This window comes from Pseudorhodobacter turbinis (assembly GCF_005234135.1).
In the GTDB taxonomy this organism is placed as follows: domain Bacteria; phylum Pseudomonadota; class Alphaproteobacteria; order Rhodobacterales; family Rhodobacteraceae; genus Pseudorhodobacter; species Pseudorhodobacter turbinis.
On sequence record NZ_CP039965.1, the window covers coordinates 1,091,327 to 1,105,445 of the forward strand.

Here is a 14,119-nt window from a genome sequence, read left to right on the forward strand (position 1 = left end):
TCACGCCACCAAGGCTTCGGCACGTTTCAGGTCGACCGAAACAAGCTGGCTTACGCCTTGTTCGGCCATTGTCACCCCGAACAAACGGTCCATGCGGGCCATGGTCACGGCATGGTGGGTGATGATCAAAAAGCGGGTTTCGGTCCGGCGTGTCATCTCATCCAGCAGGTCACAAAACCGCGTCACATTGGCATCATCCAGCGGCGCATCCACCTCATCCAGCACACAAATCGGCGCGGGATTGGCAAGGAACACCGCAAAGATAAGCGCCATCGCCGTCAGCGTTTGCTCCCCCCCCGACAGCAGGGAAAGCGTGGCCAGCTTTTTGCCCGGCGGCTGGCACATGATCTCTAGGCCCGCATCCAGTGGGTCATCGGATTCGACCAGCACAAGCCGCGCCTCACCGCCGCCAAACAGATGCGAAAACAATGTCCCGAATGAGGCGTTCACCTGCTCAAACGCCGTCAAAAGCCGTTCGCGCCCCTCACGGTTCAATCCTGCAATACCGGCCCGCAATGCCTTGATCGCCTCGGTCAGATCGGTCTTTTCCGCAGCCAGCGTGTCGTGTTCTTCTTGCACGGCTTTGGCGTCTTCCTCGGCGCGCAAGTTCACAGCCCCCAAGGCTTCGCGCTGCCGTTTCAGACGGCCCACTTCCGTTTCCAGATGCTCTGCGTCGGGCATATTATCCGCATCTGCGCCCAAGGTTTCCAGCAGCTTTTCGGGAGAACATTCCAGCTCTTCATGGATGCGTAGGGCGGCGGCTTGACGGGCCTCTTCGGCGGCCTCATGGCGGGCCTCAGTGCGCGCGCGGGCCTCTCTCGCCTCACCGGCAAGGCGTTCAGCATCGCGTTCGTGCAAGCTGGCATCGCGCAGGGTGGCATCGGCCAGCGCCAAAGCATCCGCGGCAGCGGTACGGCGGGCCTCGGCGGTTTCCATCGCTTCGGCCAGATCTTCGCGCTGAATGGCGATTTCTTCGGGGGCGGCCTGCGCCTCTTCCAGCTCTTCCTCGGTTGTGGCTTTGCGTTCGGCAAGCTCTTGCGCGCGGGTATTGGCGGTTTCCAAACGGTGCTTCCAGCCCGAAATTTCTTTGGTCACCTCTTGCTGACGCTTCAGGCGACCTTCGCCCTCACGGCGCAATTCGTCATGGGCGGATCGGCGCGTCATCATGGTGATCCGCGCAGCCTCTACCGTGGTTCTTAGCGTCTCGATTGACGCGCGGGCCGCCTCCAGATCGGGCAGCGCGTCGATGGCGGTGCGCGCCTCTCGCAGGGCGGTGCGCGCCTCGGCCGCCTCGGCATCATAGCGCCGGACCGACAGTTGCGCCGCATCCAGCTTGCCCTGCGCGATGGACCGATCCGCCTCTGCCCGCGACAGCGCGCGGTTGCCCTCGGTCACGCGGGTATCAGCGGCGCGGCGGGCATCGCGGGCCATCTGGTCGGCGCGGGCAAGATTGGCCAAACGCTCTTGCAAGGCCTCATGCGCCTGTTTTGCGCCATCGGCCTTGGTCGCTGCCTCTTCAAGATCACGTTTAAGCTGCACCAGCCGGTTCAACTGTTTCAACCGCAGCGCCGCCGCCGAGGGCGCATCATCCGCCCCCACGCGAAACCCGTCCCAACGCCACAAATCGCCCTCAACGCTGACCAACCGTTGACCGGGGCGAAGGGCTGCTTGCAAGGCCGCCCCCTGCGCCCGCGTGACCAACCCGATCTGGCGGATACGACGGCGCAGTACATCCGGCACCGCAACCCATTCGGCCAAGGGCGTGGCCCCTGTGGGCAGGGCAGCATCCGCATCATAATCGGGCAGGCCGGCCCAGCCCGAGGCCGCATCACCCGTCACCGCCGGTGCGCGCAGATCATCGGCCAAAGCCGCGCCCAGCGCAGCCTCATATCCCGGCGTCACACGGCATTGGTCCAACACTTGCGCACCGGAATCGGACTCGCGGTCCACCAAGCGCGCAAGGGCGGCGACTTCGGCGCGCAGGGCGTTGGCCTCGCCTTCCGCCTCGGAACGCATGGCGCGGGCGTCGGCCTCAAGGCCTTGCGCCTCCATGCGCGCCTCTTCGGCAGATTCGAGCGCCTCTTCGGTGGCCTCGGCAAGGGCTGCAGCCTCTTCGAGTGTGATCTCGGCGGCCTCAAAGGCCTCGGCGGCGCCGGCCTCGGCCTCTTGCGCCTCAACGGCAGCTTCGCGGGCGCGGGTGGCGTGGGCTTCCAGCTTGTCCACCGTGGCCTGGGTATCGGCAAGCAAACGGCCCGCGGATTGGTGGCGCGCGGCAAGGCGGGCAACATCTTCGGTGATCTGCGACATGCCGGCCTCACGCTCGGCCAACAAAGCACCCGCTTCACGCGAAAGGGTCGCCGCCTCGCCCAAGCGTTCGTCATGCCCTTCGGCGGCGCGGGCAAGTTGCTCTGCCTCCCACTCCAGCCGCTCTATCGTTTCTTGTGCGTCGCGGTTCAAGCCGGATTCACGCTCCATATCGCGGGAAAGCTGCTCGATGCGGCCGCGCAGGGTGTCGATCAACTGCATGGCGCGGGATTCGCTATCGTTCAGCGCATCATGCTGCACGGTAAGCCGTTGCAAAAGCGCCGATGCGATGGCCTCTTCTTCGCGCTTGGCCGGAAGGTCGGCCTCGGCCTTGGTGCGGGCCTCGGCGGCCAGACGGGACAGGGTTTCGGCCTTGCCGGCCTGTATCAACCGTTCGCGCAGCAAGGATTGCGCCTCTACCACGGCCATATCGGCCTCGCGCCAGCGGCGGTACAAAAGCAGACCTTCGCTGCGGCGCAAATCGCTGCCGATCTCGCGATAGCGGGCGGCTTGGCGAACCTGACGCGCCAATGTACCAAGCTGCACCGAGAGCGCTTCCAGCACATCATCCACCCGCGCAAGGTTGGTTTCGGTCGCGTTTAACCGCAGCTCTGCCTCATGCCGCCGCTGATAAAGGCCAGAAATGCCGGCGGCCTCTTCCAAGATCCGGCGGCGCGCTTTGGGTTTGGCGTTGATCAGTTCGGAAATCTGGCCCTGCCGCACCAAAGCGGGCGAATGCGCACCGGTCGAGGCATCTGCAAACAACATCTGAATATCGCGCGCGCGCACATCCCGCGTGTTGGCCTTATAGGCCGAGCCGGCATCCCGCGTGATACGGCGGGTAATCTCGATCGTATCCGCCTCGTTAAAACCGGCCGGGGCAAGGCGATCCTCATTGTCGATCACCAGTGCTACTTCGGCAAAGTTACGCGCCGGACGGGTTGAGGTGCCCGCAAATATCACGTCCTCCATGCCGCCGCCGCGCATCGCTGTGGGGCGGTTTTCACCCATCACCCAGCGCAGGGCCTCCAGCAGGTTGGACTTGCCGCAGCCATTGGGACCAACCACACCCGTCAGCCCCTCATGGATGATAAGATCCGTAGGGTCGACAAAGCTTTTAAAGCCATTAAGCCGGAGGCGGTTGAAACGCAAAGGAGGGCACCGTTGATTCTGTTGCAGTGGCGCATGCTCTGTCCAGCCGCGTGATGTGTCAACCCGTTAACCTTGACCTGTCACGCGCCGATGCCACCCCTTTAATATGATCACAAGCATGCAGCACATCAGCCGCTGCCATGAAACAGGAACACTGGCCTCATACGCAGGGCGACGGATGCACCCAATCCGGAAATTCAAATGTAACCCCCTATCAATTTTACTATCCATGCATGAGGCTTTAAGATCATCGAACGGTCCGGCTATGTCCCTCCACCAACTTTTATGAAGGTTTTCCCATGGCCACCAAAGCGATGCTGCACCCCCGTAACCAACACCGAGAGGGTTACGATTTCATGCGTTTGGTGGCGCAATCACCCGAGCTTGAAACATTTACAATCCGCAACCCTGCGGGTCAGACGACTATTGATTTTCAGGATGTGCAAGCAGTCCGCATGCTGAATCGGGCGTTGCTAAAGACGCATTACAATATCGATTTCTGGGATATCCCTGCCAACTATCTATGCCCTCCTATTCCAGGGCGTGTCGACTACATCCACTATCTGGCTGACTTACTTGCCGACAGCAACAACCAGGAAATTCCGCGCGGGCGTAATATCAAAGCGCTGGACATCGGCACCGGTGCAAGCTTGGTGTACCCTCTTACTGGCCAGAGTGAATACGGCTGGCACTTCACGGGCGTTGATATAGATCCCGCCGCGATCAAATCTGCACAGCAGATTTGCCAATTCAACAAGCTGAACATTACCCTTAAACGGCAGAATATACGCGAGAATATCTTTAGAGGGGTAATCCAGCCCCATGATGCTTTTCACGTCACCATGTGCAACCCGCCGTTCCATGCTTCTATCGAGCAAGCGAATAAAGGCACCCAACGCAAGTGGCGCAATCTTGGCAAAGGGCAATCAAAAAAGCTCAATTTTGGCGGCCAAAATGCCGAACTTTGGTGTCCCGGTGGCGAGATAGGTTTCATAGCCACCATGATTGAACAGAGCATGGAGTTCGCCAACCAATGCCTGTGGTTTAGTTCGCTGGTGTCGAAAAAAGACAACCTCCGGCCGCTCTACAAAATTCTGAAAAAGGCGGAAGTTGCTGACTTCAAAGTTGTCGAAATGGCACAGGGGCAAAAGACCAGCCGTTTTATTGCCTGGACCTACATCAAGAAAAGCCAGCGATCCCTGTACATTAACGGGCCCAGAGCCTAGGACTTAGGAGAATGTGCCACTTGTGCGGTCCATTGTTGAATGGCTGCCATTAAGGCGACTTTGGTGATCGGCTTGGTTAGAAAACCGTCCATGCCAGCCTCTAAACAACGCTCCTCATCCTCTTGCAATGCGTTGGCCGTCAAGGCCACAATCGGACAATGACCCGCAGCTGTTTTGGCCTCCAAGGCTCGAATAGCACGTGTGGCTTCCAGCCCGTCCATCTCCGGCATAGACACGTCCATCAATATCACATCAGGCGCGGTATCCGTGAATTTCTCCAAAGCCACACGGCCATTATCCGCAAAGATTAAGGAAAAACCCGACTTTGCCAGCATCTTCTTTACAATAAACTGATTGGTTTTATTGTCTTCGGCTACAAGAACTTTGAGATGACCAGCATGTTCGCTATGTTGCTCAATTTGCTTCACAGCAGGCACCTTCACTTCATTCATCTGAAGCGACCGGATAATGACCGCGCGCAAGCTTTCGGACTGCACCGGTTTCAAGAGCAATTCACAAGGGCTGTGCTCTGACTTGATTGACGGGCTCATTGCCTGCTCAATCGATGACAAGACAATGAGAGGTGTTTTTTTCAAAGCATCCATGCCCCGGATGCGCCCTGCAAGCTCTTCGCCATCCATATGAGGCATCTGGTAGTCTTGAATTATAAGATCAAAAGGGTCGTCTGTCCGTTCAAGGATTTCCAGTGCTTCCATACCGGAAGACGCCAGCACCGGAATCATATTCCAGCTGGCAAGACGCTCGGACAAAATTTTTCGATTCAGTTCCAGATCATCAACAACGAGAACGCGCAAACCGTCCAGCGATGGCTGTCTTTTGTCGATATGAGAGAGCATTTCCGGCGCGGTGGGAAGCGGCACCTTCACACTAAATGTTGACCCGCGATCACCTTCCGAGGTGACAGTTATAGCCCCCCCCATCAAAATCAACAGCCTTGCAGAGATTGCCAAACCCAATCCAGTTCCCTCAAATTGCCGGTTCCGGGCGCTGTCCACCTGCTCAAATGCATTGAAGATCTGATTTACACGATCAGGCGGGATACCTATCCCTGTATCCGTCACCTCGATCCGGAGATTGTATTGGTTCGCCCCCTTAATTCCGGACACATCGATATAAACATACCCGTCAAGCGTGAACTTAATCGCGTTGCCTATAATGTTCATAAGTACCTGCCTGAATTTTCCGACATCCCCTATGAACGCGGTGGGCAGCTCTGGATCATAGCGCAGCACGACCTCAACCGAGCTTTCCCCGGCTTTTTTTGAAAGCAGCGTCAGAATTCCCTCGATCGTTGCCTGCAGATTAAAAGGGGCAAGTTCCAGTTCCGATTTGCCAGCTTCGATTTTGGAAAAATCCAGAATGTCGTTGATAATCGCCAGCAACGCCGCACCAGACGACGATATCGTTTCGGCATACACCCTTTGATCGTCATTAAGTTCGGTCTCAAGAATAAGCTCGGTCATTCCGATAACGCCATTCATTGGCGTTCGGATTTCATGACTCATATTGGCCAGGAAGTCAGACTTTGCCCTATTCGCCCTGTCAGATTTTTCACGTTCAACTTCAAGCGCTTGCTCACGATCATCCCGTTCCAGAAACGTTTCCCGCAGAATGTCGACCGATTTGTCGAGCGCTGTGAATTCCCGGGCAGCAAACGTCCCAATCGGTTTTCGTTCATGTGCGCTACCCAAAATAACTGCTGACATCCGGTTGTGGATATTGTGAAGGGGCCGCATGGTGAAAAAATGTGTCAGCAGCAAACACAGACACGAAAGTGAGACCATCGCGAGTGCGATCATAAGGCGCGTGCGATTGATTTCGGCATCGATTGCCGCCTGACCCTCGGCGATAGACCAATCCACTTCGATAACACCGAAGGATTCGCCCTCCACGACGATTTCACGTTTGAAATGACGAAGTGACGTGACATCTTCAGCGCCTTCTCGCGTTGCTTGGGCGATAAGATCACCGAAGTCATTCCGAATTGAGAGGGAGAGCAACTTGGAGCTTGTCGACAAAGCTTGCTCCATAGCAGATTCCAGAACAGGAGTGTCCTGAACGATAATGGGTTCAATCATCAAACCGCTGATGAGAGAGACCGTCAGATCCGCTTGCTCCTGAAGAGCGTCATTCATTTGACTGACTTTATTATCTCGTTCATGGTTTTCAACAAGCAGCCCAACAGTGAGCGCAACACAGGCCATAGAGATTGCGATCTGGGTATATGCGCCCATTTTCCTCATATGCTCATCCTCCCAACCGCATTTAGAATCCTTTGCTGTGGTTCATGGCGTGGCGGATGAAATCATAATCAGCGTCAGATCCTTCCAGAAATCCGTCTTCGGCGATGTCACCCAACAGTTCGGCGTCTTTTATCTCCAACATAACCTGTCGCATCGCGGCGAGGACTGCAGGATCCATCCCCGCGGCAGCCAGCCAGGGCTTTGTGACATTTTCGAACTCGAACATCGGCCGGATCGGAACACCCGACCGTATTAGTTTGATCATCGTGTCTTCTTTTAGGGCGCCTGCAGTGAATCGACCGACACCGACCGCAGCACCAACCCGATCGTGGCGACCAAGATAGTCGTAGCCGCTCAGCTCTTTGCTGGTAATTCCCGCACGTATCAGATGGCTTTGGGCAAGATACCTTCCGATGGTCGACAACTGATCACCAAAAGCAAAGCTTTTATTCCTGAGTTCTCTTAGTGACTGAATGGGGCTGTCCGCATGGACGGCGATAACCCCTTTGAACCGCTTACTCCCCTTATTGGATTCCATAGCAATAATCTGGATGCCGCTATTCTGTTCGAAAACTGTGATGTATGAGGCCGGTCCGAAACGGGAAAAATCCACATCGCCAACCGCAAGATGCTCGATGCTGGTTTCATATTCCTTCGCAACCCGCATCTTGATGTGCACTGGTTCTCCGAGAATATCGGTCATCTCATGGGCCAGATACTGCAAGAAAGGGCGATACATTTTAACCGTCTGGGTCGGCTTGTCTGCAGCATAGGTTCCAAAAACCAAGTTGATGTCCGCCATTGCCGACGTTGCAAGAACAGCTGCCACCGTTGCCGCGACAACAGCGCGTGCCCATCGGGCGCCACACCTCTTGTACCTTGCAACGCAAGTGAACAATTCTACCACAATTCCTTTCATAGGTTTCCCTCTAATAGCTTCGGATTCGCTTTAAGGCCTCGCCCAAAATGATCAGACATTCATGGCAGACTAAAAAGAAGAACTCCTTAATGCCGCCCAGCATCGCGGGATGGCCGCCAATCCGGGGTAATCCGCTGCGAAATAATTTTCCGGGGTGCGCCGGAAATCAATCACGCCCTGCTTCTTCAAACATTGCTTTGCGTACGGCTGTCTGAATTTCGCGAAAGACCATGACAGTTTCCAACGGCCAATCACGTCCCTGTCACATCTCCCGATATCGTTGGTTCAAAGGTTAATATTGCTTGACCAACCAATCCTCTACGCAGAGACTATGCCGCTCAAGGAAGAGCAAAATGACGCCATTTCAACCCAAAGCTCCTTATGATTGGGATGCGCTTTACGCGCTGATACAACGGGCTTTTGCCAGCATGGAGGGGCGGATCGACCCGCCGTCCTCGCTGTACAGGATGACAGCCAAGGATCTGGCGACCCACCCCGGAGAGGTCTGGGTGATCGGCCGCCCCGCGCGTGCCTGTATGGTCCTGACCCCAACGGCGGGCAGCCTTTATCTGGGCCGCTTATCGGTCGACAAACCCTGGCTTAGAAAAGGCTATGCCCGTATTTTAATAACCCACGCCGAAAGCCGTGCCCGCGCCCTTGGCCTTCCCGTATTGAAGCTGCAATCCCGGATCGAGCTGGTGGAAAACCACGCGGTTTTCTTTGCGCTCGGATTCAAACAATCAGGCGCCTCCACCCATAAGGGGTTTTCCGCCCCCACCTCATTGATCTTTACCAAAGAGGTTTAACCCCACCGCAGTGCCGACTGGCCAGTTCAAGCCAGAAATTTTCCAACCGTCATATGTCGCTTGAAGCCATGGCCGGGGCATCGCTCCACCGCGAATCCTGCGGCCGTCAACCCGCGCCGCACAAAACCGGCAGCGGTATAGGTTGCACAGGTGCCATCGGGGGCGGTGTGGCGGCCAACATCCGCCATCAGGTCCGCGCCCCAAAGTTCGGGGTTTTTGGCCGGGGAAAACCCGTCCAGGAACCACGCATCCGCCTTTTGCCCCCAACGCGGCAAAGTTTCGCGCGCATCCCCGATCACCACCTCAACCGAGACCTCGCCAAGCTGGAACACACGCGCGCCCTGCGCCCAATGCTGCAAGAACGGCGCGGCCACACAGGCCACCTGCGGAAATGCCGTCAGCGCGCGGGCAATATCATCCGCCGCCATGGGAAAGGCCTCAAACGAGGTAAAGCGGATCGGCACCTGCGCCACCAAAGCCGTGGCCAAAAGGTTCAACCCCGTGCCAAACCCCAGCTCCGCAATCTGAAAACCGGGGCGCAAACGTTCAGGCAGGCCATTACCGGCCAGAAATACATGGCGCGTTTCGTCCAGCCCGTTTTGCAGGCTGAAATACGGATCATCAAAACGGGTAGAAACCGGCAAGGCACCATCTCGCCATTCCAGCACCGCAGTTTCAGGGGGAGGGTTTTCGGTCACGGTCAAATCGCCTATGGCTACGCTGATCGAGACAATGGGCAAAGGGACGCAAAATGGCAACGCCGGATCTGACAATACATGGCGCGGGCATTTTTGGCCTTTCGATTGCTTGGGCCGCCGCCCAACGCGGCGCGCGGGTGCGGGTGATTGATGTGGCAAAACCGGGTGCAGGGTCGTCAGGCGGGCTGGTCGGCGCCTTGGCCCCGCATGTGCCGGAACTTTGGAACACCAAGAAAACCTTTCAGCTTGCAAGCCTGTTGATGGCGCAAAGCTGGTGGGATGCCGTGCAGGACACCGGCGGGCTGGACCCGCTTTACGCCCGCACAGGTCGGCTGCTGCCCATCGCGGATGAAGCACTTTTGGCCTTGGCCCGCACCCGAACGCTCAACGCGCAAACCCTTTGGCAAGGAGAGGCCGCTTGGAATGTGATCCCCGCCAGTGGCAACGATTGGGAACCGCACAGCCCGACGGGTTGGCTGGTGCAGGATACGCTTGCCGCCCAATTGCAACCCCGCGCAGCCCTTGCCGCCCTTTTGGCCGCCCTGCAGGCCAAAGGTGTGGAATTTGGCGGCGAGCCCCACGGCCCGCAAATCTGGGCCATCGGCCATGCAGGCCTAGAGGAACTGACAAGAAACCACACGCGCCAGATGGGCAACGGCGTCAAAGGACAGGCCGCCGCCTTTGGCCTTGATGCGGGCCGCCAGCCGCAAATCTCGGTCGACGGGCTGCATATTATCGCGCATGGTGATGGCACCGTCGCCATCGGCTCTACCTCGGAACGGTATTGGGACAACCCGACCAGCACCGACGACCAGCTTGAAGCATTGATCGAGCGCGCCCGCGCCGCCCTGCCTTGCCTTGCGGGTGCCCCCGTGGTTGATCGCTGGGCCGGCGTCCGTCCACGCAGCCGCACCCGCGCGCCCATGCTCGGGCCTTGGCCCGACCGCCCCGGCCATTTCATCGCCAATGGCGGTTTCAAGATCGGCTTTGGCATGGCCCCGTTGATCGCCGAGGTGATGGCCGATCTGGTGCTGGACGGCCAAGACCGTATCCCCGAGGAATTTACCGTGACGGCCAACCTTTAACGCCTTGATCCCAGCCGCCTTCCGTCGCAACCTGCCCCCAACCAAAGGGACAGGAGGCTATGATGCGGCACGGTGGAAAAATTCTGGTGGATCAACTGGCAGCGCAGGGCGTGACCCGCGTGTTCTCGGTGCCGGGGGAAAGCTTTCTCGCGGCGCTGGACGGGCTGCATGACAGCGGTATCCAGAATATCGTTTGCCGACAAGAAGGTGGTGCTGCCATGATGGCCGAGGCCCACGGCAAGATGACCGGCACCCCCGGCGTGCTTTTTGTCACCCGCGGTCCGGGTGCCACAAATGCCAGCGCGGGCATCCATATCGCCAAGCAAGACAGCACGCCAATGGTGGTTTTCGTCGGCCAGATTGCGCGCGACCACCGCGACCGCGAAGCCTTTCAAGAGGTGGATTACCGCGCCGTCTTTGGCCCCTTGGCCAAATGGGCAACCGAAGTCGACCAGATAGAGCGCCTGCCAGAATACATCAGCCATGCGTTCCACCTTGCCACCTCGGGCCGGCCCGGCCCCGTGGTTCTGGCCCTACCCGAGGATATGCTTTCTGCCATGGCCGAAGTCGCCGATATTCCCGCGCCCGGCCCTCAACCCTTTGCCATCAGCCCCGAACAAGTCAGTGCCATCACCGATGCGCTGGCCACGGCCAAGCGCCCCCTCGTGCTGGCCGGTGGGCCGAACTGGTCGGCACAGGCCGCCGCCGATCTGGCCCAATTCGCAGAAGGCTGGGACTTGCCCGTCGCGGTTTCCTTTCGCCGTCAGGACCGGATCAACAACGATCACCCCAATTTCGTCGGAGATCTGGGCGTCGGCATGAACCCCAAGCTGGGCCAGATGCTGACACAGGCCGATACAATTTTGGTGCTTGGCGCGCGGCTGGGCGATACCACAACCGACGGCTATGCGCTGTTGGACCCAACCCGCCCCGGCCCCCGCATCCTGCATATCCACCCCGACCCTGCCGAACTTGGCCGCGTTTTCCGCCCCGATCTGGCGATCCCCGTGCGCGCCGATCAAATGCTGGCGCGACTGGCGCACACCACGGGCAAAGGCACATGGGCCGATTGGACCAAAACCGCGCGGGCCAATTATGAGGCATGGCAAACCCCCGTGGCGACCCCCGGCGCAGTGAAACTGGAAGAGGTTGTGGCATGGCTATCCACGAACCTGCCAAAAGACAGCATCCTGACCAATGGTGCCGGCAATTATGCGGCGTTTTTGCACCGCTATTACAGGTTCCGGCAACATGGCACACAGCTTGCGCCGACATCGGGATCGATGGGTTACGGCTTTCCGGCGGCGATTGCCGCATCGTTGGAAAATCCTGATAAAACCGTGGTGTGCATGGCCGGCGACGGCTGTTTCCAGATGACCTGCAATGAGGCCTCAACTGCCGTGCAGCATGGCGCGAAACCGATTGTAATTGTCGCCAATAATGGCCGTTATGGCACCATCCGCATGCATCAGGAACGCCACTACCCCGGTCGGCCCTCGGGCACCGATCTGGCCAACCCCGATTTCGCGGCCCTCGCCCGCGCCTATGGCGGGCATGGCGAAACGGTCACCGATCAGGCCGATTTCCCCGCCGCCTTTGCGCGCGCCCAAGCCGCAAATACCCTTGCGATCATAGAGCTGCGGCTGGACCCCGATATGCTGACTCCCGGCCAATCCCTTAGCCAGCTTCAGGGCAAAACCGGTTAGCGCCCCGTCAATTCCGATTTGACGTTCACCACCCCTGCCGCACCGCGCAGACGCGCGCGGTAAATCACCAGCGATTCCACGACGCGCATCACATAGGTGCGCGTCTCGGCATAGGGGATGGTTTCGACCCAATCGACAATATCCACATCCGGATGCCGCGGGTCGCCAAACTCGGTGATCCAGCTGCGCGGTCGGCCCGGCCCGGCGTTATAGCCCGAAGCGATCAGCGCCACTGCCGGCCCGAATTCCTCAACCAATTGCGAAAGATAGCCCGCCCCAAGCCGCACATTATAGGCTGGATCCGATGTCAGATTACCCAAAGCATAAACCTGCCCCAGCTTGGCAGCCATCAGCTTAGCGGTGCCGGGCATCACCTGCATCAAGCCACGCGCGCCGGCGGGGCTGATGACCACGGCGTTAAACTCACTTTCCCGCCGCGCAATGGACAGCGCCAGCGCGCGGCTGACGGGCAGCCCGTCCGGCACCATATCCACCACCGGAAAATAGGCACGCGGCAGGATGATCCCGCGTGCTGCCGCCTGCTTGCCAATCAAGACCGCTATATGCGGCTGGCCCATTTGCAAGGCCGCATCGGCAAGCTGATCCAGCGCCTGCGGCCCCAGCCCCTCGGCCAGATGCAGCATGAACCGTTTGGCTAGATCCAGATCGCCGGCCGCCAGCAACAGCCTTGCCGCCTCTAGGACCGAAGATTTGGCAAAATCGGCCCCCCGCCAATCGGCGGGCCGCGCATCCGACAAAAGCGCCGCGTCCAACGTCAGGCCCAGATGTTCCGCCGAAAGCAGACCGTAATAAGCGGTTTGATGCTGCGCGCCGGCCTCAAAGGCCACACGGGCGGCGGCGAAATTGCCCAAGGTTTCCTCGGCGCGGCCTTCCCAGTAATGCGCGCGCGACAGGCTGATGGGGGTGCTGACGCCTTGTTTCAAATGCTGGAAATGACCGCGTGCCGTGGCCGCATCCCCCAGCTTGCGCAGCGCGATAAAGCCGGCCAGAAACTCCAGATCAGCATAGTCGCCACCCTCGGCCAGATGATGGTTTGCGGCGGCGCGATAGGCATCGGCAAACCGGCCTGATTGCATCAATTCGCGCACCAACCAGATGCGCCGCGCCGCCCAAGCCTCGGGCCGACCAAGGGCGGCGGCTGAGGCCGAACGCGCAAACAGCAATTCCAACGCGCGATCCTCCAGTCCGGCCCGCATCCGCCAGACAAACCGTTCATAGGCGAGGCCCGGATCATTGGCCTGTGCTGCGGGCACGGCATCGATCAGCGCATTCACACCCTCGGCCTGACTGCGCAAAGCAATGCGGGCGCGCCCCAAGGCCTGCCAACCACCCGAGACAAGCGGGAGCATCCGCGCGGCCTCATCCTCTCGACCGTCCCACAGAAGGGCGTCGAGGCGGGCGTTATGCGCCCCCCCCAAGGCCGGCCCCTGCAAGGAAAGCATCTGCGCCTGTTCCTCTGCATCAAAGCGCAAATTGACCCAAGCAGTCCGTGCCACCGCCGCTGCGTCCTCGCTTTGCCCCGCAGCCGATAGGGCGCGCACCAAGGCCAGCGCCCCTTCGGCAGTAGAGGGTTGCCGTGTCTGGAAATAAGCCATCACACGTGACGGGGTGGTGGAACGGGCAACCGCCTCCTCTCCCTTTTGGTGCAGCCATGGCAAGCCGGGCCAATCGGGACGGCGGGCCAAAAACGCCTCGTAATCGCCCAAATACCCTTCGCCTGCGCGCAGACGTTGCCATTCGACAATATCATACGCAACACCCTGTGGTGCCAGTGCCAGCGCCTTGTCCCAATCGCGCGATTCGGCGGCGGAAAGGGCCGCGCGCAAATCGCCCTGCGCCAGCGCGGGCAAGGCGAAACAAAGCGCAAGAAGTGGCACAGCCAAAGCACGAAGGGCGAAGCGGGGGGCGAAATGTGTTTTCATAGCGCGCAAAATGCCA

The 14,119-nt window shown here is 59.1% G+C and carries 9 protein-coding genes; 4 read left to right on the forward strand and 5 right to left on the reverse strand.

Going from position 1 to position 14,119, the window contains the following annotated elements; genetic code table 11:
- Entirely contained in the window at positions 1-3,456 is a 3,456-nt protein-coding gene (gene smc, locus EOK75_RS17735; protein WP_137195343.1) for a chromosome segregation protein SMC, read from the reverse strand.
- 299 nt (positions 3,457-3,755) lie between these two features.
- On the opposite strand from smc, the gene rlmF reads away from it, so the two are divergent.
- Entirely contained in the window at positions 3,756-4,682 is a 927-nt protein-coding gene (gene rlmF, locus EOK75_RS17740; RefSeq protein ID WP_137195344.1) for a 23S rRNA (adenine(1618)-N(6))-methyltransferase RlmF, read from the forward strand.
- Here the strand turns inward: rlmF and EOK75_RS17745 are convergent.
- Together EOK75_RS17745 and EOK75_RS17750 are read right to left on the reverse strand one after the other, a co-directional pair.
- Positions 4,679-6,946 carry a response regulator gene (locus EOK75_RS17745; RefSeq protein WP_137195345.1) on the reverse strand — a complete coding sequence of 756 codons (2,268 nt, stop codon included), beginning with the start codon at positions 6,944-6,946 and terminating at the stop codon, positions 4,679-4,681. The two genes, rlmF and EOK75_RS17745, sit on opposite strands and share 4 nt — an antisense overlap.
- Before the next feature lie 22 nt (positions 6,947-6,968).
- Positions 6,969-7,865: a PhnD/SsuA/transferrin family substrate-binding protein gene (locus tag EOK75_RS17750; RefSeq protein ID WP_137195346.1), complete on the reverse strand. Its 897-nt coding sequence runs from the start codon at positions 7,863-7,865 to the stop codon at positions 6,969-6,971.
- 353 nt (positions 7,866-8,218) lie between these two features.
- Between EOK75_RS17750 and EOK75_RS17755 the strand changes: the two genes are divergently transcribed.
- Positions 8,219-8,671: a GNAT family N-acetyltransferase gene (locus EOK75_RS17755; protein WP_137195347.1), complete on the forward strand. Its 453-nt coding sequence runs from the start codon at positions 8,219-8,221 to the stop codon at positions 8,669-8,671.
- A 26-nt stretch (positions 8,672-8,697) separates the two neighbouring features.
- On the opposite strand, the gene mnmC2 is transcribed toward EOK75_RS17755, so the two are convergent.
- Positions 8,698-9,384, reverse strand: a complete 687-nt coding sequence (gene mnmC2, locus EOK75_RS17760) for a tRNA (5-methylaminomethyl-2-thiouridine)(34)-methyltransferase MnmC2 (RefSeq protein ID WP_420821956.1) — start codon at positions 9,382-9,384, stop codon at positions 8,698-8,700.
- Positions 9,385-9,422: 38 nt separating this feature from the next.
- Here mnmC2 and EOK75_RS17765 point away from each other — a divergent pair, with 38 nt between their 5' ends.
- Together EOK75_RS17765 and EOK75_RS17770 are read left to right on the forward strand one after the other, a co-directional pair.
- Positions 9,423-10,454: an NAD(P)/FAD-dependent oxidoreductase gene (locus tag EOK75_RS17765; protein ID WP_137195348.1), complete on the forward strand. Its 1,032-nt coding sequence runs from the start codon at positions 9,423-9,425 to the stop codon at positions 10,452-10,454.
- A gap of 62 nt (positions 10,455-10,516) precedes the next feature.
- Entirely contained in the window at positions 10,517-12,160 is a 1,644-nt protein-coding gene (locus EOK75_RS17770; protein ID WP_137195349.1) for a thiamine pyrophosphate-binding protein, read from the forward strand.
- Here EOK75_RS17770 and EOK75_RS17775 read toward each other — a convergent pair.
- On the reverse strand, positions 12,157-14,103 hold the full coding sequence (locus EOK75_RS17775) for a lytic transglycosylase domain-containing protein (RefSeq protein ID WP_137195350.1): 1,947 nt from the start codon (positions 14,101-14,103) through the stop codon (positions 12,157-12,159). The two genes, EOK75_RS17770 and EOK75_RS17775, sit on opposite strands and share 4 nt — an antisense overlap.
- Positions 14,104-14,119: the final 16 nt, after the last annotated feature.